The following is a 22460-nucleotide window of genomic DNA, read 5'->3' as shown; positions in this document are numbered from 1 at the left end:
ATAATGACAGAAAATTTTCTTTATTTCTACTTTATGCACTGCTGGGTTCTTTGATGACTGGGGAAACTTGTCTTCTTTTCCCGGGAAATTATTGCATACTTCTTCCCTTTCCGACAAAACTAATGACGATTATGTATTTCACTAAGGAGGAATCGGTATGCAACAGCAGCCAAATCAGCAGCAAGGACAAAGCGTCATGCCCCAGCCACCTGAAGTCGTCACAAATAAAGATCATCTTTATATCAGTGACATGCTTTCATGGAACCTGATGGCCATGAAAAAAGCACATCAGTTTTCACAGCAGTGCCAGGACCAGCAGATCAAAGACGCTCTGGATCAGGCGGGAAGAATGCATTACATGCACTATCAGAAATTACTTACACACCTGCAGGGTACTAACAACACAAATCAGATTCAGTAATGAAGGAGGGAAATAACATGAACCAAAATCAAGCCAATGACGCACAAAAGATTGGAAATCCGAAAACACAGACTCCGGATTCTCCACAGATGAATGACCGGGACTATATCAACGATATGCTCGCAACTGAGAAATATATGACAGGCTCGTACTGCACAGCATTGAACGAAGCGAGTCACGAAGGTCTTTATAAAGATGTTCAGTCCATCTTCAACGAAACCCAGGACTGTCAGCGCAACCTGTTTAATATGATGTTTGAAAAAGGCTGGTACTCTTTTGATGCCGTGCCGCAGCAGACACTGGATCAGTCACACCAGAAATTCAGCGGCTACAGCAACCAGTTTCCTTACAATCAGAACAACCCTGTATCGTAGACCGATATAAGCAATATCACCAGGGGTCTGCGCCATTTAAACGTTTAAAAGGGCAGTCGTAACGTGCTGTTTCAGACACTTCCACTTTCCCCCGGTTCTGATTCAATAACAGTGTATCGCTGTGCGATAAGAACGATATTCGGCTGAAAAAACCCGCGATGGTTTGGTAACCATCGCGGGTTTTTACTTGATATTGAAAGAGTTTTATTTTGAATATTTGTATATATGGACATTGTGGAAAGCGCGTTCTTTAGGTGTGACTATGGTCAAGAGCTCTGCCGTTGAGAACACTAAAGCGGAAACTGTGTTCGTTCTTCCAGCATCCGTTTTCTTATCACAGGGTCAGCCTCTATTTTCTTCAATTCAGAGCGAATGTAATGTAATTCCTCTAAATAAGCATCGTATTCCATTCCAAACATGTCTTCGAGGCAGCCGCGGATTTTTTTTGCCAAAACGGGACTTTTACCAGAAGTCGTTACACTTAGTTTCAACGCTCCACGATCCACTACTGCCGGAAAATAAAACGTGCTCAGCGCCAGATTATCCACTACATTAATGAGAGAAATATATGATTGTAAAGCACCGGACAGCTTTTCATTTAAAACCGGTGAATTTGTTGCCACAACAACCATAAAAAATGAACGCCAATTTATCTCCAGACGGGAACAATACTCCTGCGCAACATCCTCTATTGTTAAAGCTCTATTATAAAAGCAGAATTGGTCTAATTGAGACTCGAGCCCTTTCGTTATCGCAGGGCTGATAAGTGTCACACCTGCTCCACCCTTAACTAAACAGGCTGTCTTTCGTTCTGCTACGCTTCCTCCTCCAATAACGAGGACCGGTTTTTGATTAAGTTTCAGAACTAGTGGACTTCCCAAGGTACATGCCCTCCTTTTTTTTCACTATAGAAACCAGGTTTCAAAGGTAATAGGATCTTTATCCACCACTCTTTTTTGCCGCTCAGAACTGATGCCGTTCTTAATTTTCTCATTTATCCATGAGGTGATTAGCGGATGTGGAAGATAGGTTTTTCCATTCCACTTATAACTGAGGCCTTTGAGCTTCTCAGGAATGACTTTATTTGTGAAGTACCCCTCACTTAAAAATAACGGCACCACTATGACGGTTCGTCCACTATTTGACACCTGTTCTGCCTTTTGGCGAAGATTATCCGGAAGCAAAGTGCCATGTATGATGTCATGGAACGGTATCCGCAGACTGATCAGATGCTTAATTTCTTCAAGTAGCTTCTCCCACTTTTGATGAAAATCCGGCTCATCGCTCCCGTGAGCTGCGAGAAGGAGAACTTCCTCTTCCGGACCTTCTGAGAGTGAGAAGATCCGTTCAATAATGATTTCTAAAATGAGAGGGTGGGCGTCCATAGGGTCCACCCAGACAAAACGGGCGGATGAAGAGACAGGGCGCAAATCCGTTTCCACACCAGGTGCAGAAATAAGACCAAGGACATATTTGATTTCACTGATATGTGTACTGGCAGAAGAAACAAATAACGGAACTGCAAGAATGACCTTGACTCCTTTTCCTTCTAACTTTCGAATCCCATGCTCAAGCGTTTCATGCTTGGAAAACTCTAAATGTCCCACTTCTAAAGGAAGGTCTCCTTTCACTCCTTTAACAGCTTCTTCCACTTCTCTGACCCATTGAGGATTACTTGAGCCATGGACAATAATTAAAATACCGGTGTCAGACATTAACAGCCTCACCCAGATAAGAAGAAGTGTTTAGTTTATCCTCAAACCATGCAAGCTGCTCACGAAGTTTCACAACCTCGCCAACAACAATAATCGCCGGTGACTGGAAGTTCCTTCTCTCTACTTCTTTGGCAATCGATGCCAGTTCTCCTGTTATTGTTTCCTGTGTTTCACACGTACCCCAACGGATCAGAGCTACAGGAGTATCGTGAGCGAGCCCATGTAACAGCAGATTCTCTTGAATAACATGAATCTGTCTGACCCCCATGTAAAAGACGAGGGTATCCACTCCGGTCGCAAGGCCTTTCCAGTCAATCTCTTCTTCTCTTCCATTTTTGCGGCGGTGACCGGTAATAACTGCAAATGAGGAACTCAGTTCGCGATGTGTCAAAGGGATCCCTGCGTAGGCTGGAGCTGCAATACCTGATGTTATTCCCGGAACAATTTCAAATGAAAGCCCTTGTTCACGACATGCTGCAGCTTCTTCACCGACCCGTCCAAACACAGTGGAGTCCCCCCCTTTTAACCGTACGACCTCTTTGCCCTGCAAACCGTGATAAACAAGAATTTGATTAATTTCTTCCTGTGTAATAGAAGGTGCCTGGGGGGATTTCCCACAGTAAATCAATTCTGCTTTTTTGGGGGCATGTTGCAGCAACTCTTTGTTTACTAACCTGTCATAGACGACAACATCTGCTTCCTGTAGCAGCTCTGCCCCGCGAAGAGTCAGCAGCTTCGGATCACCTGGTCCCGCGCCAATGAAATAAACGTTCCCTTTGCCTCTGTTCACACCTTTTCCTCCTCATCACTATTCCTGGTTTCTTAAAACAAAGCCTGCTTTTTTTCCAAGTCTTCTTGTTTCTATAAGAGACAAGTCCTCGATAACCGGCATTTTCAGGTATACTTTTTCAAGTTCTACTTCTGCAGTCTCAAAAGCAGTGGATTCATCTTGAGCAGCTACGACAATATGCACAGGATCCTTTTTATTGATGGTGGCTTCAAACCGATAAAGTTTCATCTTAATCCCCTCCTCCCGCTTCAGGATGCCTTCTCGCTGATGATTTCTGTCAGTTTTTCCTGAAGGGGATCGACTCCGGTTCTTTCGTAAAAATCGTAAAAATCTTCCCCGGCTATCTTCGTTGATTTAAAATGCTTTAATAATTCCAGAAGAACATCATTTAAATGATGGGCTTCAATTTTCCCTTTTAGCTTTTTGTTAAATTGAGCATCTTCGGAAAGTCTTCCGCCTACATAGATTTCAAAAGCTTCCACAAGCTGTTTGTCTTTGTTTTTCATTTTTATCCCTTGCAGACCAATATCGGCAATTTGCCTTTGTCCGCAGGCATTCGGACAACCAACCATATGAATACGTACCGGAACATCAATGGACAGCTTTTCGTCCAGGTAGTTTGCAATTTGCTTCATCCGTTCTTTTGTTTCTACGAGGGCCAGATTGCAGTATTCAATTCCTGTACATGAAACGGAGTAACCGATAAAGTTCTTAGGTTCAATATTCAACCTGTCCAGTAACGTCTCCCTCAGGAAGGAATCCACATCATTGTCTTTAATATTTGGGATGACCACATTTTGGGAGTTACATGTGCGAATCTCTCCATTTCCATACGTCTTTGAAATTCCTGCCAATTCAATCAGTTCATCTGAATACAACCGTCCAACAGGGATATTTAATCCAATGTAATTTAAGCCCTCCTGCTTTTGAGGATGGACTCCGTAAAAATAACCGGCATTCCATGCTTCAAATCGGTTTTCTCCTTTTGAAGGTAATTCGATGTATTCTAACAGCTTTTCTTTAAATGCATCCGGTCCCCAGTCTGCCATTAAAAATTTAAGCCTCGCCCGGTGGCGTTTATCACGGTAGCCGAAATCACGAAAAATGGTTGTGACAGCCTCTGTTGTATCCTTTACTTGCTCAGGTCTTACAAAAACGTCAAGTTCCTCTGCTAAGTAAGGTTTTGCGGAAAGGCCCCCTCCAACATAAATATGGAACCCGACAACATCTTTTCCGTCAATGTTTTTAACGGCGGGTACGAAGGATAAGCAGTTAATCTCGGCGTTTTGGGCATTGTTAATGTTTGATGAAATCGATATTTTGTATTTCCGTGGAAGATTGGAATAATCCCGGTTCCCCTGAAAGTACCAGTACACATCATCTACGATCTCTCTCGTATCCATTAACTCATTCGGGTCGATCCCTGCCAGTGGATTCCCGACAATCGTGCGCAAAATATCTCCACATGCCCCAACAGACGATAACCCGACAGCTTTCAATCTTTTAAAAATATCAGGTATGTTTTCAATCTCCAGCCAATGAAACTGAACTGCCTGCCGCGTCGTAATATCGATGACATCCCTGCCATAATCTTTCGCAATAGCGGCTAAAGCGAGTGCTTGCTCATATTTTAAGACGCCTGAGGGGATGTTGACTCTCATCATGAAGTAACCGTCTTCTTTCGGTTTTTGTAAATAAAGGCCGGCCCATTTAAAAAGAGACCATTGATCTTTTGGAATCGATTCAAATCCTTCTTCGGCATAACGGGGAATATCCTCCAAAATGTCCAACCCGTCCTTTTGCAGTTTTGCCTTTTCCTCTTTGTTTAATTTTTCATTGTCTTTCCAAACTTTCGTATAAGCCATTTCACAAGCTCCTTCCTGTCTCATTTTTATCTGTAAAAGCTAAAAAGCCTCTTTCTTAAATAATCCGTAATTTCTTCTACTGCATTTTCTATGGAAAGTTCATCAGTGGAAATGGTCAGTTCTGGATTTTCCGGTTCTTCATATGGGGCACTTATGCCTGTAAACTCCGGAATTTCTCCAGCTCTGGCTTTTTTATAAAGTCCTTTTGGATCACGGTTTTCGCATTCCTGTAAAGTACACTTCACGTAAATTTCGATGAATTCATCAGCATCAACTAATCTTCTGGCCATATCCCGGTCGGCTTTGTAAGGGGAAACGAAAGCGGTTAGTACGATCGTTCCATTATCTACAAATAATTTCGAAACCTCACCTATCCGCCGGATGTTTTCCTGACGATCTTCAGGACTGAACCCAAGATCTTTATTCAGCCCGTGGCGGATATTATCGCCATCAAGGATGTAACTGTTGCTTTTCATTTCAAAGAGTTTTTGATGCACCCCGTCAGCCAAAGTAGACTTCCCTGATCCTGATAACCCCGTAAACCAGACAACACAGCTTTTATGCCCGTTTACTCTGGAACGATCTTTTTTACTGATTGAGGTTTCATGCCACTGAATGTTTTTTAATGCCGAAGATTGGCTCATATCGTTACTTTCACCCCCTCAATAAGCACTTGGACAACTTCAGGCCGGCTGAATTCAGGCGGAGGCGTTTTACCATCGCGTAATAATTTGCGTACTTTTGTACCTGAGAGAATAACGCGGTCTTCCTCACCATGCGGACACGTTTTTGTAGATGCCATGTTTTCGCACTTCCTGCAAAAGAAGCTGTGCTCAAAAAACAGGGGAGTAATACCCAGCTCTTCAGCTGTAAACTGATGAAAAATCTCCTGTGCATCATACGTCCCGTAATAATCACCAACCCCTGCGTGATCTCTTCCCACAATAAAATGGGTGCACCCGTAATTTTTACGAACTAAAGCGTGAAAGATAGCTTCTCTTGGGCCTGCATACCTCATAGAAGCAGGGAAAACCGCCAGGAATACTCGGTTTTTTGGATAATAATGTTCCAACAAAACGTGATAGCTCTCCATCCTGACATCAGCCGGAATATCATCCGATTTGGTTTCCCCTACAAGTGGGTTCAGGAAAAGTCCGTCCACCGTTTCCAGTGCTGATTTTTGAATGTACTCATGGGCACGGTGGACAGGATTTCTTGTCTGAAAGCCAACAACGGTATTCCACCCCAGTTCCTGAAACCGCTCTCGGGTTTTAGACGGGTCCAGATAATAATCGGTAAATTGCTCTTTCTTATGCTTCTTCACTAAGGTAACAGGGCCGGCCAGATACCTGTCTCCTCTTTTAAAGACATTTTTCACTCCGGGATGCTGTGCATCGTTTGTCCTGTAAACATTCAATGCTTCAATCGTCTGATCCGGGATATAAATCTCAGTTAACTCCATCACTCCGTAAGTTTCACCCTCATAAGTCAGGCGTATGACTTCACCAACCTTTATCCTTTTTTCCTGTTCTCTCGTTACCGGCAGGGTAATGGGGATACTCCAGATTTCTCCGGTGGATAATCTTAGATTGTTAACGACATTTTCATAATCTTTTTTTCCAAGAAATCCTGTTAAAGGACTGTAAGCGCCATTCGCAATTAGTTCCAGATCTGATAACCCCGTTTGATCTAATTCAACGAAAGGTTCAATCGAATGGTAATCATACCTTTCATCAATACGGTTAACGAGAATTCCGCCGTGGGGAATACTTTCTGTCATTGTGAGTCACTCCTTTTTAGTAATCGGTCTCGAATGGAGGCCGCATTCTGTTTTTTGACTGCCAAACCACCTGCCTGCACGATGATCTTCTCCTTCTTTAACCGGGAACGTACACGGCTGACAGCCAATACTTGGGTAATCCTGATCGTGTAATGCATTGTAAGGGAGATTATGCTGGTGAATATATTCCCAGACATCCTCCCACGTCCAATGAATAAGAGGACAGACCTTAATGAGTTCGAACTTATCATCTTTATTAATAAACTCTGTGTTCGCCCGGGTCGGGGATTGCTCTCTGCGTAAGCCGGACAACCACGCTGTACTCCCATCCAATGCCTTTTCCAATGGCAGGTTCTTTCTCAGGTGGCAGCATAAGTCCGGCTTAGTTTCCCAAAGGTTCTCACCGTATCTCTCCTTTTGTTCTTCCAGAGTTAACTCAGGTTGAACCATCTGAATGTGAAGAAAGGGGTATTTTTGCCTGACCCGCTCAATAACTTCATACGTCTCCTGGAAATGAACATGAGTATCAAGAAAAACAATACGAGCATCCTTTTTCACCCGGCTGATCATATCAACCAATACAATGCCTTCTGCACCGAAACTGCATGCATAGACGAGTTTGCCGCCAAAAAATTCGTAGGCCCAGCCTATTACTTCCTGTGCCTCCAAGTAATGGAGGCGTTGATTAAAAAACCGATAGTCTTCTTTGGTGAACGTATTATAATCTGTCTGGTGACCGCTCCCCATGCTTTCAACTCCTTTTAATTCAGTTTTTTGCAGAGACTTGATTGTCTATTTTCACTGACCGGTACAAGCTGATGGTCCCAAAAGTAGCAACAATAACCGCCGTAATCATCACTACACTGTATGGATTAGGGTGAAGAAATGCATGAATGAAACTATATGACATGACAAGAGAGAGAACAGGTGACACAATCCATACTTTAATAATCTTTTTTATCACATCCTTTTGCCATAGTTGAAACCCATTCTCTGCACAGCCGATGCCGATGATCCCCGAGGTGGTTGCCTGGGTTAAAGGAACCGGGATTCCGAAAACAGAAGCGATAATGACCAGCCCGCCGCCGGTTCCCGATACTGCTGTCCCTTGCAGAAGTGAAAAAGAAGTAATTTTTTTACCGTTCGTCTCAAGCACTTTGCCTCCAAGAAGAACCGCTCCCAACGCTACGAAAGCACCTCCGGCCCAAATGGCTGATGAGCTGTCCAGGACACCTGCACCAACCAGCGGACCTACAGCATTGGCAACATTGTTCATTCCTGCTGAAAACGCCTCAATAAACCCGGTAAACACTAATATAATGGCAAGTCCTTTCCTCCACCTGCCTTTGCCTTTTAGCTGCGGCCATTTGTTCTCTGCAAAAGATATTATCTTCCCGAAAACAAAGCAGAGAACAAAAGCAGTAAAAGGAACAAGGATCCAGAATGAAACAATGTAAAGAACGTTTGTTACGTAAAGAGCCTGAAACGCAATCCCTACTCCCACCACAGCACCGATCGTGACTTCACTGGTGGAGAGAGGAATTCCAATGACGTTTGCCAAAAAAAGAGTCAGACAAGAAGCCAGCAAAATGATTATCGCCACTTCAATTGAAAAGATGGCCTGGGGGATAATACCTTCACCTACTGTTTTTACAACTTCTCCTCCACCGATGACCGCTCCGAGGAAAGCCCCTATTCCGGCAAGGAACAATGCGGCCCTCCTTACCTTTAATGCTCCACTCCCGTAAGCCGGACCCATCGTAGCTGCCGCCCCGCTTGCACCGATATTCATGGCAAAAAACAAAGCTGCAATGATCGCAAAATAGGACAAATTCATCGTGACACCTCCTCGAACACCAAATGCACGTTAATTCATATAGGTTTACTTGGTTTAAAAGTACAAAAAAAACCTCTTTTTAAGAAAAAGAGGTCGGCTTTTAAGTAAACACTCATTTGCCTCTCTCTCATCTCTCAAATGAATACGGATGGAAGTAGCACCTTTTGATCGAAATCAATGGTTGCTGAGGAGTCATTGGGCCATTTCCCTCGTCCTCTCTTGATAAGAGTCGTGAATCATTATTTAATTTTTTTGAATAATTAGAGTGTAGTGTAAATGAACGTACCGGTCAACAGGATTTTTAAAAAAAATAATAAACTGGTACAAAGACTTAGTTATAAATGGCAACAGTATTGGTTTGTGTTAAAATAGTCCCCCGGCACGACGTTGTGCCGGGGTTTTTAAAAAGCAGAGGGCAGGTACATTGCTATACCCGGGCTTATTATTTCATCCAGACATCGCCATTCTTATATGTCATCTGCTCAGGGTAGCGTAGATCTTTTACTTCATCCTGTACTTCCTGGGACGGCGTTTTTGTCATGAGGGATACAACGACAATCGTAATGATTGCTGATGCTGCCCCGAAAATTCCTGCCCCGGTATCGATAATGCCCGCAATGGAAAAGCCGCCAAAGCGAACAGCGAAAATATAAGCAAGAGTCACAGTAAGACCAACCAGCATTCCTGCAATTACCCCAGGCCCGTTTGCCCTTCGCCACCAGACTCCAAGCAGCAAAGCCGGGAAGAATGTGCCGGATGCCAGAGCAAAGGCCCATGCAACGATTTGAGTAATCGCTCCAGGAGGGTCGAGTGCGATAATTCCTGCGAGTACCGTTGCTGCTACAATTGTGATACGCCCAACTGCCAGGCGGTTCGTGTCAGTCGCATTCGGACGAAGAACACGGTAGTAAATATCGTGAGCGAAGGAAGAAGAAATCGCAATCATTAATCCGCCTGCTGTTGAAAGGGCTGCGGCCATGGCTCCTGCGGCCATCAGTCCAATAACAAACACGCCGAGATTCGCGATTTCAGGGGTGGCCATTACAACAATGTCATTTGAAATCATGATTTCATTCCACTGAAGAATGCCATCATTGTTGGTATCTGCAATTTGCAGAAGATTCGTATTCAGCCACGTCTCTGTCCAGGCCGGCAAATCATCGATCGGCTGACCTACTACATTGGTCATCAAGATGAAGCGGGAAAATGCTGCGTACGCCGGTGCAGACAGATACAAAAGCCCGATGAACAACAGCGCCCAAGCACCTGACCAGCGTGCTGCTTTCATTGTTGAAACCGTATAGAAACGGACGATTACGTGGGGAAGGCCTGCCGTACCGGCCATAAGAGTAAACATTAAGGCCATGAACTGCCACCTTGACCCGTTCTCAAATGGCGCAAAGTACTCCGACAGCCCCAGTTGTCTGTCTATTTCACCAAGCTCCGATACCACCTGTCCATAGGACAACCAGGGCAACGGGTTATTTGTGATCTGAAGACTCATAAAGATAACCGGAATGAGGTAGGCAGTAATCAATATGATGTACTGGGCTACCTGGGTCCACGTGATTCCTTTCATCCCGCCAAAAGCAGCATAAAAGGCAATGAGGACAACCCCGATCAGTGTTCCGATACGAGCATCCACTTCAAGGAGCCGGCCGATTACAACACCGGATCCGGACAACTGCCCTACCGAATATGTAAAACTGATAATGATTGTACATATGGCTGCAATCACTCGTGCAGTATGGCTGTTATAGCGATCCCCGATAAATTCAGGAACGGTATATCTTCCGTACTTTCTCAGCTGAGGAGCCAGTAGAAAGGTAAGCAGCAGATAGCCGCCTGTCCAGCCCATGATGTAGGCAAGACCGTCGTAACCGAGCAGCATGACCGTTCCTGCCATACCGATAAACGATGCTGCACTCATCCAGTCAGCACCAATCGCCATACCATTAAAAACCGGCGGCACTCCTCTGCTGGCTACATAAAAATCCGACGTTTGCCGTGCCTTATTATAAATCGCAATCCCTATATAAATCCCAAATGTAATGAGTATCAATGTCAACGAAACAAAAAACTGTGAGTTCTCCAACCGGACGTCCTCCCTTAAGCTTCTGTTGTCTCTGTAACTCTTTCATTGAAGATTGTGCAGGGCTATCTCGTGGTGGGATTAAATGCATTGTGGGTTAATGGTCAACGGTCTTTCCGTAGCTGATCTGTTCATTTGCACTTTCATCAATACCGTATTTCTGATCAATCCGGTCACTGACTTTTGCATTAATAAACAAGAGGATAATAAAGGTTAAAATTGAGCCTTGCGCTCCCATAAAATAGTGGAACGGGAAACCGAGAATCGGCACTTCAAACTGTAATGAATCTGCGAACAATACAACGCCAAACGACACAACAAACCAGATCGACAGGAAAAGTAAAATATACTTGTTTTTCTCACGGTAATACGCATCCGCAACAGACTTATCGATTTTTTTCATTCAGGAAAACTCCTTTGGTTTCGGCTTGTCATCTACTGTGGCTGAGTGACTGCTTATGGTCTACTGCAGGCTGAATATAAACCTGACTGTTTCAAAAAACGGTGCCGGTACCATGGCAACCTGAATGACCATAAAGCCAATGATCACAACAACCGGCAATGCTAAAAATAATGGTCTCTGTTTCTTAACGGTCAGGTAAATACTAACCACAATGATGAGGAAAAAAAGAATAACGGTAAACAGAATGACCCCTCCCTCTTTTTTGTAAGCGCTTTAGTTTATGAAAATAAGAGAACGGTTCCCCCTTCCCGATATTATATGTCGTGTTATACTACAGAATTTTTTAAATATTTTGTTATTTTACTAGTATGATGGATGAGTATTGGTACGTCAACCGATCTGGCCGTTAAGATTTACCTATTTTTGACCCTGTCATTTCACCTACTATATAACAGTTCGTGGAAAATCGTGTTTTTCAACCTTGAGTAAATCCGGTAAAAATGGAAACAGTAAGACTATGACAATTTCAACAATGATCTTTATTGCTTTACTGACGTTATGGGTTGCTGAGTGGTTTATTTTTAAAGAAAGCCCACGGTTACGAAAGGAGGTTCTTCGCGGGAGCATAAGGGTTAAAGGACTGGTTGCTTTTACCTTCGTCCTCTCTCTCGCCATGGCCTTCCACCTTGGTCAGCTTAATATAGAACCGATGTGGATGGCAAAGTCGTGTGGTCTGTTCTTTTTAATACTAGGAATTGCACTCAGGTACTGGACGTATGCAGTTACAAGAACATATTTCTCAAGGGGATTATCGTACGATGAGAACCGTCCTCTGTTCAGCCACGGGCCGTTCCGTCTTCACCGACACCCTTATCAGACAGGGTTCTTTTTCATGACACTCGGGGTCTGCTTATACATAAGCGGACATTGGTTTGTTCTCCTCACTACATTTACTGTTCTCGGGAGTGCCCTGCATTACAGGATGAGCCTTGAAGAAGAGGTATTAAAGAGGGTTTACGGGGAGATTTACGGATACTGGTGCCGGCATCGTTTTCGGATCTTTCCTTATTTGTACTGAACGGGGTCTGTCCCCCGAACAATTATGTAAAAACCCTCAGTCCGGTTTCGGACTGAGGGTTTTTGGGGTATTCTTTTATTCTTGTTTTACATCGTCGTTAACATAACGAATTAGTTATTGCCTTTTCCGTTATTGTTACCAGGTCCTTGGCCATTCCCGTTTCCATTGTTGTTGCCCGGTCCTTTGTTCTCGTTTCCGTTATCTTTGTCATGCCCTTTTCCTTTACCTTTACCGTTACCCGGGCGTGTGTTCTCTTCCTCTTCTTCATCAGAACCTTCTTCCTCTTTAACGTCAGAAAGAACGATGTCATCTGCTCCGCGCGGCTTCACTTGGGGCGTTCCCTGGAACTGGCTGGAAACACCTGTAATGTCTACAACATCCCCATCTGCAAAAGCAAAGTCATCAAAAGCAAGACCTGTTCTGTTATCCACACGGATAAGAACGGACTCATCACCTGATACAGCGGTAAATTCAAACGTACCAAAGTTTCCTTGTGGAGTCAGGTCTGTAATTGTTGCTTCTGAAAGCTTTACAAGCTCCGCTTCATTCTCAACACCCACCTCTGCCGGAGTTAGCTCAAGTGGTGCTGGTACATCTGCAGATCCAGTCACTTCAAGAGTTTCAAGATCCGCAATTTGAAGCTCTCCGTTAAAGTCACCGCGTGCTCCAGTTACTTTAACCGTATCACCTTTGCTTACTGCACCTTCGTCAAACTGGTAAACATAAATACCTGCTGTATCGTCTTGAATGTAAAAGCCCTGTGCTCCCCAAGCTCCCGGCTGGGATGTTACAACTCCCTCTACATACACCGTGTCCCCGTTACTTGCTTCACGGGCTTCTGAGATGGATACAGGTTCCACTGGTCCTGGTTCTTCTGCGATAAATTCAAACGACTTCGCACTTTGTAAACCCGGACGCTGGAAGTACGCTTGCAGGCTTCCATCTACGAGTACACGTTCGCCGATGTGCTCAGGGTTCGTTTGGAGACCGAAGTCACTGCGGAACCCGGCAGGAATTTGAACATAAAGCATTTTGTCAATATCGGTTTCACCTGGTGTATCTGCAATTGCAAAGTTAAAGTCGTTATTAAATGGCGCTTCAGAACTAACATTCGTTCCGGATACAATGTGTCCGACAATATAACCGGCCACCTTTGCATCTTCACCCTGGTTCTCTCTTGCTTCTGCAACAGTTAACGCATCACCAGGTGCCGGTCCAGGCCCCGGCTCGTTACCTTCAGCATAATCAATCGTAATACGTTCCCCTTCCACGTAGTCGATCGGGCCGTCGTGGTTTTCAACGTATTCAACAATAGACTCCCAAACTCTACCGTAGTTATCGTTTACGTTGGTGTTCCCTAATGTATAGAACGCTCGACCGTGCATGAAGTCATTATATGCAGCAGAAAACGTATCATCATCCGCTACTTCCGTTCCATCTTCAAAAAAGAGGTTAATAGAATCAAAACGGTCAGACGTTTCGTTTCCTTCTACAAGCTCATATTTCAACCCGGAAATTTGAAGGTCTACCCCTCTATGATAGTTTGCTTGAGTTAAAAGAACTTCCTTCAATCGCTCACCGGTTGTATCCACGCTTACAATCTCATTTCCGAATCCGTCAAGACCTTCAATCATTTTGTCGGTGATCACGCCAGGAGCAATGGTTCCTGAGATTGAAGATTCGTTTAGAATGGCTACATCTGTTTCCGTTTTCGCACGGACCGAATCGGTGTAAAGATTTCCAAGACCGCTGTCACCTAAAGCATTATTATCAGAGCTTAGACCATTTTGAGTTTCCCCGATAATGTCGCCTTCAATAGGAGCGTCAGGTGCAAGACTTACACTGATACGACCTTCATTGGCTGGATAATCAATATCCTGGCCTTGTTCAGTCAATTCCTTTGAAAAATCAATCATTGCATCGGTCATGAATCCGACTTCGTCAAGAATTTCTCCGTCAAAGTCGTACCCGCCGCCGCCGGTTCCGATATAATCGGCAACCGATACAAGATATGTTGCTTCTAAATCAATCGGCTCACCATCCACCGTCAAAAGGGAGTCGTAATAGTTACCGGAATCATACGTTAAAATTTCATAGTGCAAACCAGAAGTCTGCAAATCTACTGAATTACGACGGCTGTAAGAAAATTCAATAACATCCTGAATTGCCGCTCCAGTCATTTCAATCAACATGATTTCATTGGCAAATGGTTCTACTGTATAAATGTCCCGTTTAGTCAAATCTCCAGCTGCAATATCAGCTCGGATTCCCCCGTTATTTGTGAGGGCAATATCAGCATCTCCTGCATGTCTCATGGCGTCTGTCCAGAAGTTTCCAAGAGGTGCGTCGCGTACCGTACGCCCGGCACGGGAAAGGCCTGTGTTTGAATACCCGATGACCACATCAAGCATCTCACCCATTTTATCGTTCCAATAATCAATAATGTCCTGAACTTCTTCGTTTCTTTCAGTCAATGCACTTGTAGACTGCAGGAAACCTTCTACACTTGTCACTTCTCGTGTATTTTCATCAATTGTAAGTGTCAGGTTACCAACATCTAATCCATTTGATCCTGCCTGCACGATCGGCGTCCCATTAACCACCTGTGGAGCAGTTAAACGAGTGTGTGAGTGACCACCGATGATCACATCAAAGAAATCCACAGCTTCAGCAAGTTTGCGGTCCTCAGTATATCCATGGTGAGTCAGACCAACAAAAACATCTACTTCATCTGCTTTGTGCGCATATTCTAAAGCTGTTTCAAAAGGATCGTGAAATTCCAGTCCAACAATTCCCGCCGGAGCTGTTGATGGTGGTGTTTCTGTAAGTCCAAGAACACCTACAGTCAACCCTTCCAAATCGAATTCAACGTACGGATCCGGCTGTTCGATCAAAATGGATTCGTCAACCACTTCCATATTTGCACTGATCCAAGGAAAATCAGACTCTTCAACACGGTTCATGAACTCTTCCTGACCATAATCAAACTCATGATTTCCAATTACCATGGCGTCAAGCTCCATGGCGTTCAACACTTCAACAATCGGCTTACCGTATTCCAAATCTACTACCGGATTACCACTGAAAATATCACCTGCATCCAAATACAGACTGTATTCCGCTGCTTCACGTTCTGCATTGATATAAGCTGATGCTTTTCCAAGCGGATCAATTCCGGAGTGAATATCATTTGTATGTAGAATCTTCAGCTCCAACCCCTCACTGTCTGCCGCTTCAACTGAGGATAACCCAATCCCCATCGCCCCGGTTATTGTCTGAAAAACCAGAATAAAAGCGATCGCTACTGCCAACACCTGCTTGTAACCACGTTGTAAGTTCATCATTTCCCTCCTAAAATTATCTTACAATTAAATAGTATAGAATAATAACTAAATAGGTTTTACTGTTTTTTAAATAAATGGTTACATATTCATAAATAAATAGAACATTATATTCATAAACTTTGAATACTAAATCATTAGAACCATGCCATAAGTAGTGAGAATTGATTAAATTGTCGAAAAAGTTAAGTTGAATTGGTTATTTAGTTCGCTTATAATCGAACTAAATAATTTCGATGGAGGTCGAACAAATGAATGTTATTTCCGTTTTCCATCCTCAATTTGAATTTTTCAACAGCCTGCTCGATTATTTAAACACAACGAATTATAAACGAATTGATTTAGGAAAGAAGTGGGCAGGCGAGGTACAAAACAAAGTGGGAGAGTCATTCCTTGAACTTGTGGATAACAACAGCGATCTTCATACTCACCTGCACTTTATCCACATGGCTATGATAAGTAAAGAGGTCCACACCGGACAAACACCTGAAGACCTGTTCTCCTGGCTCAAAACCTACGAGCCTTCCCAGATCGGGGACTCTTTTCTTCAGCAACATGATTTAAAGGCACCTGTGCTTCTGGAAAAGGAATATGAACTCCTTTCACTGTGGAACAACCGCTACTACAATGACTTGGAACCCATTTTGTCCCCTAAGCTTATTGAAGTAGAACGTAAAGCAAATGCCATCATCAGCTCCCATACTCCTGTACAAGCAATTAACCTCATTACGAACGGACTTGTCCTGGAAGGTGACTTAAAGAACCTTACCGTCTACCTGTTACCTCAGTATCACGGCAGACCTGTTCTGTTTTACAAACATACAAACAAAGTACATATCTATGGGTACGCAGCGGATTCAGTAACCCTGACCAGCGATGAAGTTGCACCGGTCCTTATCAGAACCCAGCAGGCTCTTGGTGATGAAAACAGACTGAAGATGCTTCAATTTATCGAAAAAAAACCGTGTACGTTTAAAGACATACACACTCATATCAACCTTGCTAAAAGTACCGTACATCATCACCTTCTGGCACTTCGCTCATCCGGGTTAATCAATGTCCATCAGCCGCTTGGTAAACATGTCTGGTACAGCTACAGACCTCATGGAATAAGGAATCTTGAAAAAAAGCTCACCTCTTTTATCAAGGGGGGAGAGCTTCATGAATGACACCCCTTTTTTGAAGCGATCATTTGTAGTGCTCTGGTTGGCTCAGGCTGGTTCAGGATTGGGAGGAACGTTTGCAGCCTTTTTGATGTCATGGCTCGTGTTTGATCTCACAGGATCCATGGTTCTCATGAGCAGTGTGTGGGTTGCATTCATGGTTCCAAGCATCCTCACCCATTTAATTTCAGGCCCGTACATAGACAGACTGCAATATAAAACCGTGATGATATTTTCAGAGTGGCTTCGTGCTGCAGGGTTTATTATGCTGGGGTTTTGTGTGTTCACCGATCAGCTTACCCTTCCGGTTATTATGGCCACAGCCATCATGACAGGCATTGCAGAACCATTATTCCGTCCTGCAAGCATGGCTTATACAGCACACATCCTACCGAAAGAGTCGCTTCAGAGAGGAAATTCCCTTCTTGAGGGCACAATGCAGCTCATGATGCTGGCCGGACCAGCCCTTGCAGGAATATTCCTGACAGTTTCAGGTCCGGGATTACTAATTGGCATCCTTGTTTTTGTCCTGATCGTATGTGGATTGCTGCTGTTTTTGGTTCCGAGGGTGGAGCGGGAGAAGACAGATGAAAAACCGACTTGGTTAAAAATGTTTAAGGAGGGGTTGTCCTTTTATCACCTTTATCCTGTGTTATTATGGATCGGCCTGCTCATGATGGTCATTAATTTCAGTACCGGCGCGGCTGTACCTTTATTTTTGCCTTACATTATTGAGCATATTGGCAGTACAGAGTTTATGTATGGTCTTTTCACTTCGCTTTTTTCTTTCGGTATGATGGCCGGGTCTCTTATTACCGGGATGTTCAAGCAGCCAAAGAACCTTCGCGTTGTGATGCTTGGGAGTCTTACAGCTAATGGTTTGTTAATGGTATCACTCGCTCTGATCACAAATATCTGGACAGCTTTGTGTGTCGCTTTATTTCAAGGGATATTTGCGATGATCTTCACAATAAATAATACGACGTTTTACCAGCAGAGAGTCCCGGCTGCTATCAGGGGACGAGTGTTCGCCGTGCGGACACTTCTTGCCCAGACAGGGATTCCCCTTGGAGCTGTATTCGGCGGGTTTATTGCAGAAGGATATGGTTTTACAATCCTGTTTATCACTTTAGGCAGCATTATCCTGACCGCAACAACAGTCGCCTGGTTCTCGAGAATCTACCATCAGCTCAACGTACCTGTGGACGAAACAAAGATGAAAAACAAAATTGGAGCCTGATACAGGATTCAAATTGTGCGAATTGTGCGGGGTCTGTCCCCGCACAATTTTGCGGATGAAAAAAAGAAGCACCGGCGCGGCGGCCGGTGCTTCTTAAGATATTACGATGTTTTCTTTAAGAAACCTGTGTATTTGCGGTCAATAAGCTGACTCTCGATCCGCTTCATTGTATCAAGGGCAACACCTACTACGATGAGAAGACCGGTACCGCCGATTTGTACGGTAGCAGGAAGTCCCATACCGATCGTAAAGAAGACCGGAATAACAGAGACTGTCGCAAGGAACAGCGCTCCCACAAACGTGAGACGGTAGAGCACTTTCGTAATGTGCGTCTGTGTTGCTTTCCCCGGTCTGATCCCAGGGATGTAACCACTCTGACGGCGCAGGTTGTCTGCCATCTGTTCAGGGTTAACCTGAACGAACGTGTAGAAGTACGTAAAGGCAATAATTAATGAAGCAAATACGATCAGGCCAACGGGCTTCGTCTGATCAAAGTTCTGGACAACCCAGTTTGCCACCGGATTGGACTGATCAAAAAAGTTTGCAATCGTTGGCGGGAAGATGAACAGGGACATGGCAAAAATAACCGGAATAACCCCTGCACCATTAACTTTCAACGGCAGGTGCGTTGACTGACCGCCAGTCGGACGGCCGCCAGCCGCCATCTTTTTCGCATATTGAACCGGAATTTTACGCAGCGCCTGCTGAACGAAAATCACTCCTACTACAATTGCCAGCACTGCCAAAGCAAGCAAACCGATAATAACAAGATTTAAGAAAAGCTGTTCACCGGCTCCCTGAATATAAGTGGCATACAACTGGTTAACCCCGCCCGGAATCGCAGCTGCGATACCTGCAAAGATTAAAAGTGAAATTCCATTTCCGACGCCTTTTAATGTGATCTGCTCTCCGAGCCACATTAAGAAAGCTGTACCGGCAGTCAGCACCGTTGCAATCAGAAGATATGTAACAACCGATGGATTCGGCACAAGGCCCGGCATTAGGTTATTAAAACCGATCGACATTCCGAGTGCCTGTAAAAAGGCAATTCCGACCGTTCCGTAGCGCGTCACCTGCGCCAGCTTTTTACGTCCGGACTCCCCTTCTTTTGACCATTCAGCAAACTTCGGAACAACGTCCATACGGAGTAATTGTACGATAATGGATGCAGTAATGTATGGCATAATACCTGTTGCAAAAATGGAGAAATTCTCCAGTGCGCCGCCCCCGAACGTATTCAGAAAACCAAAGGCAGCCATTCCCTCAAAGTCAATAACACTTGCATTCACTCCAGGTGCTGGAATATGAGCACCTATACGGAACACGATTAACATCAACAATGTGAATATAATCTTGTTACGCAAATCCCCTACACGAAAAATGTTACGAAACGAATCAAACATACGTGCACCTCAATCCCTTCTGATGTCCTCTCCCATAAAGAAGCAAAATTCTTGAGAAATGGGCTTGTCCATTTGCTCATGTGACCGGCTTCAAAAACTTGCGCCCCCTCGCGCAATCTTCTGATACAGCCGCACAAAAGGCGACCCCTTACCCAATCCACTTAAACTATAAACTACTGTTCTCTCATTTTAGCACAAATTCCTTTAAAAATTTTGAGAATTTTCTATATTCGACAAAAAAGGTGAGATTTTTACAATATTACTTTTATTTAGAACAGCTTTTTTTCTGCTCGGACATTTAACGTGTTGCATATCTATCTAAACAAAAGAAAAGACACCGTTCTCCAAGGAGAGCGATGTCTTTTTATATTCCCATATCTATTGCCTGGTTCCTTTATGTAGCACGGGGTGAATGGAATTTTGTGATTCCGTATTCGCTTAGTAAGTCAATTAGTTCATCTACAGCGACCTCGTAAAGCTGACGTCCATCCGTAAACTTATAGATCCCAAGGGCAAGGCACTCACTGATGATATGGTCTTTCTCTACGCTTGCCAATGTTACTCCTCCTTGTATGAATCGTATGTTGCTCCACGGTACTTATTCCCACCCCGCAGGGAAGTAAAACCCATTTCATGTGTCAAAAATTTTGACTAATGTCGAATCAGCAAATACTTAGTCCTTCACAGCGCAGAGCATAGGTTATGCCATGCTGAAGGTTGCTAAAACACTTCACCCCTGTAAACTCATAATTGAGGTTACTCATTTTCATACTCAGTAATGGGGAAATCCCTACAAGCACCGTCTCAATACCCAGCAGGTACGTAGCCGAAACAAGCTGCTGGATCATGGAAACCCCGTACTCATCAATATCTTCATGCAGTCCCGTTAAATCAAGGAGCAGGTAGCTGACAGAATAACGGGAAATTTCCTCCGTTGTTTTTTCAAGAAGTTCTTTTGAGCGGAACTTATCATACTTTCCAAGCAGCGGAATCACGACCACCTGGTCAAGCACAGGGATAATTGGTGAAGAAATGTCTTTGATCGTCTGAGAAAGCTCTTCGGTTCTGACCTTAACAAGGTTCTCCAATTTATCTATTTCATTTTGTTCATTTCTGCGGGAAAGCTCGTGAATATTCTCTTTTACTGTAATGTCAGAAGGAAAAAACGAAAATTCACAGTAGTTATCTCCCTCTATCTGGCTGCTTTTGACCTCGTACCAGACGTTTGTATCAAATATTCCTGTAAAAAGCCCAGCAAAGTGACCAGGGAAAAATCGACCGCACTGTTTTTTACCCTGAATTTTATTGATCCTGTATTCCCAGCTGTCGGTAATACGAATAACAGCGGTATGTGCTTCCTCGTTCAAATGTGTAACTTCAAAGCGCCCCCAGCCTGCTGCAGCATAAATATCAGGAAGAGCATTCAATGCTTCTGCCGGCCGATCGCTCGTCTTAAAGAAGTATTCTCCCACAATAATCCCCATCCGGTAACCTGTCGTTTCCAAAACCACATTTGCCGCATCCTCACCGGACACTTCCTCCATCGTATCCAAAAAGGTTTTAAAAGCCGAGTTAAGCCAGAATAAAACGGCCTGATCCCCTTCGAACGTAAAAGTTCCTTTTCCATGATCCCAGTTGAATGGTGAACCAACAACCTCTACTGCTTTTGTTTGATTTGTCATCAAGTTCGAAACCCCTTCCCATTATAGGCCAGTATCTCTGAGCGCTCTTATCAGTAAGGAGCTATTAAACTCAGGTGTTGATTTCCGCACTCCCTCTCGCTCCCTTGCATATGAAGTACCCCTGCTTCTTCCTCTGGCAGTTATGCTTCGCAGCTTTCCGCGTCGAAGCTCATTCGTGATATAAAAGCTCAGTGCGCCCACCGGAGTGTCGCTCATTCGCTGCAATCAACTTTCTTCATAAATCACCAATGCACCTTAACACAGCCCATCGGTAAAAAACAGACGGCAATGCTTTTATTACAAACACATTCGCAACAAAAAACGGAAAACCCTGCTAAAAATATTAGTTTCCCGAAACATTATTAATGCTCGTACAACATTTTTCTTGTCATTCCTCCATCTACAGTCAGGTTTTCCCCATTAATAAATCCATTTTCAGGATCTGTTAAATAAATACAGGCACGAACGATGTCTTCAGGTCTTCCTACTCTCTTCGAAAGATGCTGATTGTGATCAATATCACGTAACTCTTCACAGTCACCTGTATGGATCCATCCCGGGGATATCGCATTGACCTTAATGAAGCTTTCCGATAACGAAGCTGCAAAAGCATGAGTTAAGGATACAATCCCACCTTTGGAAGCAGCATATGCTTCAGAGCCGGGCTCACTCATTGCAGCACGGGTTGAGGCAATATTAACCACACTGCCCCCCTGCCCGTTTTCCTGCATCACCTTTGCAGCTTCACGCGTACAAAGAAAAACACTGCGCAAATTTGTATTAATCACATCATCCCACTCATCCACAGCAAGATCAAGAGGGGAACGGAATACGGACTTTCCGGCATTGTTTATCAATACATCAATGCTTCCGTACTTATCCACAGCCTGTTTCATTAAAGATACGACATCTTCTTCAAGACGAACATCTGTTTTTACAAAACTTCCCTCTCCTCCTGTTTCACGAATGACCCTGACCGTCTCGTCGCCGCCGGTCTCATCCAAATCTGCCAAAACAACATTCGCTCCTTCTTTTCCAAAGCCAATTGCAACCGCGCGGCCAATGCCGTTTCCTGCACCTGTCACAACGACAGTCATATCCCGAAACCTCATTTCCACTATACCTCCAGTTAATTACATTTTTCTTTCTTCCTTCCTTACATATACCCTGCTTTCACTTCAAACTCCCTTCACTCTTTTATAATGGCTCAGGCACCCTGAAGCTTCCCGAATCTTTAAAATCTACTAGTATATAGAATCCATACTAAAAACGGAAG

21 protein-coding genes and 1 riboswitch are annotated in these 22460 nt (G+C 44.0%); of the genes, 5 read left to right on the top strand and 16 right to left on the bottom strand.

Annotated features, from left to right (window positions below):
* The first annotated feature begins 157 nt into the window (after positions 1-157).
* Positions 158-421 carry a hypothetical protein gene (locus tag JSY36_RS14635; RefSeq protein ID WP_122898854.1) on the top strand — a complete coding sequence of 88 codons (264 nt, stop codon included), beginning with the start codon at positions 158-160 and terminating at the stop codon, positions 419-421.
* A gap of 17 nt (positions 422-438) precedes the next feature.
* A complete protein-coding gene (locus JSY36_RS14630) occupies positions 439-795 on the top strand; it encodes a spore coat protein (RefSeq protein ID WP_205166933.1) in 357 nt (118 codons plus the stop codon).
* A gap of 290 nt (positions 796-1085) precedes the next feature.
* Here the strand turns inward: JSY36_RS14630 and JSY36_RS14625 are convergent, their stop codons facing one another.
* From JSY36_RS14625 to JSY36_RS14575, 11 genes are all read right to left on the bottom strand, one after another.
* Positions 1086-1676 carry a precorrin-2 dehydrogenase/sirohydrochlorin ferrochelatase family protein gene (locus JSY36_RS14625; protein ID WP_205166932.1) on the bottom strand — a complete coding sequence of 197 codons (591 nt, stop codon included), beginning with the start codon at positions 1674-1676 and terminating at the stop codon, positions 1086-1088.
* A 24-nt stretch (positions 1677-1700) separates the two neighbouring features.
* The gene (locus JSY36_RS14620) at positions 1701-2510 is read right to left on the bottom strand and encodes a sirohydrochlorin chelatase (RefSeq protein WP_205166931.1); all 810 of its coding nucleotides are present in this window, start codon (positions 2508-2510) and stop codon (positions 1701-1703) included.
* Positions 2503-3300 carry a uroporphyrinogen-III C-methyltransferase gene (gene cobA, locus JSY36_RS14615; protein WP_205166930.1) on the bottom strand — a complete coding sequence of 266 codons (798 nt, stop codon included), beginning with the start codon at positions 3298-3300 and terminating at the stop codon, positions 2503-2505. The genes JSY36_RS14620 and cobA overlap by 8 nt, the downstream gene beginning before the upstream one ends.
* An 18-nt stretch (positions 3301-3318) precedes the next feature.
* Entirely contained in the window at positions 3319-3528 is a 210-nt protein-coding gene (locus JSY36_RS14610) for a DUF3906 family protein (protein ID WP_205166929.1), read from the bottom strand.
* A gap of 20 nt (positions 3529-3548) precedes the next feature.
* A complete protein-coding gene (locus JSY36_RS14605) occupies positions 3549-5165 on the bottom strand; it encodes a nitrite/sulfite reductase (RefSeq protein WP_205166928.1) in 1617 nt (538 codons plus the stop codon).
* 26 nt (positions 5166-5191) lie between these two features.
* Positions 5192-5809, bottom strand: coding sequence for an adenylyl-sulfate kinase (gene cysC / locus JSY36_RS14600; RefSeq protein ID WP_122898869.1), 618 nt, complete (start codon positions 5807-5809; stop codon positions 5192-5194).
* Positions 5806-6945 (bottom strand): sulfate adenylyltransferase, encoded by a 1140-nt coding sequence (gene sat / locus JSY36_RS14595; protein WP_205166927.1) that lies wholly within the window; start codon positions 6943-6945, stop codon positions 5806-5808. The genes cysC and sat overlap by 4 nt, the downstream gene beginning before the upstream one ends.
* A 6-nt stretch (positions 6946-6951) precedes the next feature.
* Entirely contained in the window at positions 6952-7692 is a 741-nt protein-coding gene (locus JSY36_RS14590; protein ID WP_205166926.1) for a phosphoadenylyl-sulfate reductase, read from the bottom strand.
* Between the two features lie 19 nt (positions 7693-7711).
* The gene (locus tag JSY36_RS14585) at positions 7712-8782 is read right to left on the bottom strand and encodes an inorganic phosphate transporter (protein WP_272873300.1); all 1071 of its coding nucleotides are present in this window, start codon (positions 8780-8782) and stop codon (positions 7712-7714) included.
* Between the two features lie 124 nt (positions 8783-8906).
* Positions 8907-9011: riboswitch (SAM riboswitch) on the bottom strand.
* Positions 9012-9224: 213 nt separating this feature from the next.
* Positions 9225-10877 carry a sodium:solute symporter family protein gene (locus tag JSY36_RS14580; protein ID WP_205166925.1) on the bottom strand — a complete coding sequence of 551 codons (1653 nt, stop codon included), beginning with the start codon at positions 10875-10877 and terminating at the stop codon, positions 9225-9227.
* 94 nt (positions 10878-10971) lie between these two features.
* Positions 10972-11277, bottom strand: a complete 306-nt coding sequence (locus tag JSY36_RS14575; protein WP_122898879.1) for a DUF4212 domain-containing protein — start codon at positions 11275-11277, stop codon at positions 10972-10974.
* A gap of 517 nt (positions 11278-11794) precedes the next feature.
* Here JSY36_RS14575 and JSY36_RS14570 point away from each other — a divergent pair.
* Positions 11795-12355 (top strand): methyltransferase family protein, encoded by a 561-nt coding sequence (locus JSY36_RS14570; RefSeq protein ID WP_205166924.1) that lies wholly within the window; start codon positions 11795-11797, stop codon positions 12353-12355.
* A 110-nt stretch (positions 12356-12465) separates the two neighbouring features.
* On the opposite strand, the gene JSY36_RS14565 is transcribed toward JSY36_RS14570, so the two are convergent.
* Positions 12466-15696 carry a 5'-nucleotidase C-terminal domain-containing protein gene (locus JSY36_RS14565; protein ID WP_205166923.1) on the bottom strand — a complete coding sequence of 1077 codons (3231 nt, stop codon included), beginning with the start codon at positions 15694-15696 and terminating at the stop codon, positions 12466-12468.
* 251 nt (positions 15697-15947) lie between these two features.
* On the opposite strand from JSY36_RS14565, the gene JSY36_RS14560 reads away from it, so the two are divergent.
* Positions 15948-16865 carry an ArsR/SmtB family transcription factor gene (locus JSY36_RS14560; RefSeq protein ID WP_205166922.1) on the top strand — a complete coding sequence of 306 codons (918 nt, stop codon included), beginning with the start codon at positions 15948-15950 and terminating at the stop codon, positions 16863-16865.
* Positions 16858-18099 carry an MFS transporter gene (locus tag JSY36_RS14555; protein WP_205166921.1) on the top strand — a complete coding sequence of 414 codons (1242 nt, stop codon included), beginning with the start codon at positions 16858-16860 and terminating at the stop codon, positions 18097-18099. Before JSY36_RS14560 ends, JSY36_RS14555 begins: the two co-directional genes overlap by 8 nt.
* 101 nt (positions 18100-18200) lie before the next feature.
* On the opposite strand, the gene secY is transcribed toward JSY36_RS14555, so the two are convergent.
* From secY to JSY36_RS14535, 4 genes are all read right to left on the bottom strand, one after another.
* Complete coding sequence (gene secY / locus JSY36_RS14550; protein ID WP_205166920.1) at positions 18201-19502, bottom strand: preprotein translocase subunit SecY; 1302 nt, start codon at positions 19500-19502, stop codon at positions 18201-18203.
* Positions 19503-19896: 394 nt separating this feature from the next.
* Positions 19897-20058 carry a Fur-regulated basic protein FbpA gene (locus JSY36_RS14545; protein WP_183163850.1) on the bottom strand — a complete coding sequence of 54 codons (162 nt, stop codon included), beginning with the start codon at positions 20056-20058 and terminating at the stop codon, positions 19897-19899.
* A gap of 106 nt (positions 20059-20164) precedes the next feature.
* On the bottom strand, positions 20165-21184 hold the full coding sequence (locus JSY36_RS14540; RefSeq protein ID WP_205166986.1) for an STAS domain-containing protein: 1020 nt from the start codon (positions 21182-21184) through the stop codon (positions 20165-20167).
* A gap of 362 nt (positions 21185-21546) precedes the next feature.
* On the bottom strand, positions 21547-22296 hold the full coding sequence (locus JSY36_RS14535) for an SDR family oxidoreductase (RefSeq protein ID WP_122898903.1): 750 nt from the start codon (positions 22294-22296) through the stop codon (positions 21547-21549).
* Positions 22297-22460 lie beyond the last annotated feature (164 nt).

Origin of the sequence: Alteribacter salitolerans, from assembly GCF_016901055.1 — a bacterium.
GTDB classification, from domain to species: Bacteria; Bacillota; Bacilli; order Bacillales; family Salisediminibacteriaceae; genus Alteribacter; species Alteribacter keqinensis.
The sequence above is the reverse complement of the archived record's forward strand: the minus strand, read 5'-3'. Positions and strand labels throughout refer to the sequence as shown.

Coding starts and splice junctions, on each gene's coding strand:
- JSY36_RS14555 (WP_205166921.1), top strand. CDS start 16,858: ATGAATGACACCCCTTTTTTGAAGCGATCATTTGTAGTGCTCTGGTTG.
- JSY36_RS14570 (WP_205166924.1), top strand. CDS start 11,795: ATGACAATTTCAACAATGATCTTTATTGCTTTACTGACGTTATGGGTT.
- JSY36_RS14630 (WP_205166933.1), top strand. CDS start 439: ATGAACCAAAATCAAGCCAATGACGCACAAAAGATTGGAAATCCGAAA.
- JSY36_RS14565 (WP_205166923.1), bottom strand. CDS start 15,696: ATGAACTTACAACGTGGTTACAAGCAGGTGTTGGCAGTAGCGATCGCT.
- JSY36_RS14635 (WP_122898854.1), top strand. CDS start 158: ATGCAACAGCAGCCAAATCAGCAGCAAGGACAAAGCGTCATGCCCCAG.
- secY (WP_205166920.1), bottom strand. CDS start 19,502: ATGTTTGATTCGTTTCGTAACATTTTTCGTGTAGGGGATTTGCGTAAC.
- JSY36_RS14585 (WP_272873300.1), bottom strand. CDS start 8,782: ATGAATTTGTCCTATTTTGCGATCATTGCAGCTTTGTTTTTTGCCATG.
- JSY36_RS14560 (WP_205166922.1), top strand. CDS start 15,948: ATGAATGTTATTTCCGTTTTCCATCCTCAATTTGAATTTTTCAACAGC.
- JSY36_RS14610 (WP_205166929.1), bottom strand. CDS start 3,528: ATGAAACTTTATCGGTTTGAAGCCACCATCAATAAAAAGGATCCTGTG.
- JSY36_RS14535 (WP_122898903.1), bottom strand. CDS start 22,296: ATGAGGTTTCGGGATATGACTGTCGTTGTGACAGGTGCAGGAAACGGC.
- cysC (WP_122898869.1), bottom strand. CDS start 5,809: ATGAGCCAATCTTCGGCATTAAAAAACATTCAGTGGCATGAAACCTCA.
- JSY36_RS14540 (WP_205166986.1), bottom strand. CDS start 21,184: ATGACAAATCAAACAAAAGCAGTAGAGGTTGTTGGTTCACCATTCAAC.
- JSY36_RS14590 (WP_205166926.1), bottom strand. CDS start 7,692: ATGGGGAGCGGTCACCAGACAGATTATAATACGTTCACCAAAGAAGAC.
- JSY36_RS14605 (WP_205166928.1), bottom strand. CDS start 5,165: ATGGCTTATACGAAAGTTTGGAAAGACAATGAAAAATTAAACAAAGAG.
- JSY36_RS14620 (WP_205166931.1), bottom strand. CDS start 2,510: ATGTCTGACACCGGTATTTTAATTATTGTCCATGGCTCAAGTAATCCT.
- sat (WP_205166927.1), bottom strand. CDS start 6,945: ATGACAGAAAGTATTCCCCACGGCGGAATTCTCGTTAACCGTATTGAT.
- JSY36_RS14575 (WP_122898879.1), bottom strand. CDS start 11,277: ATGAAAAAAATCGATAAGTCTGTTGCGGATGCGTATTACCGTGAGAAA.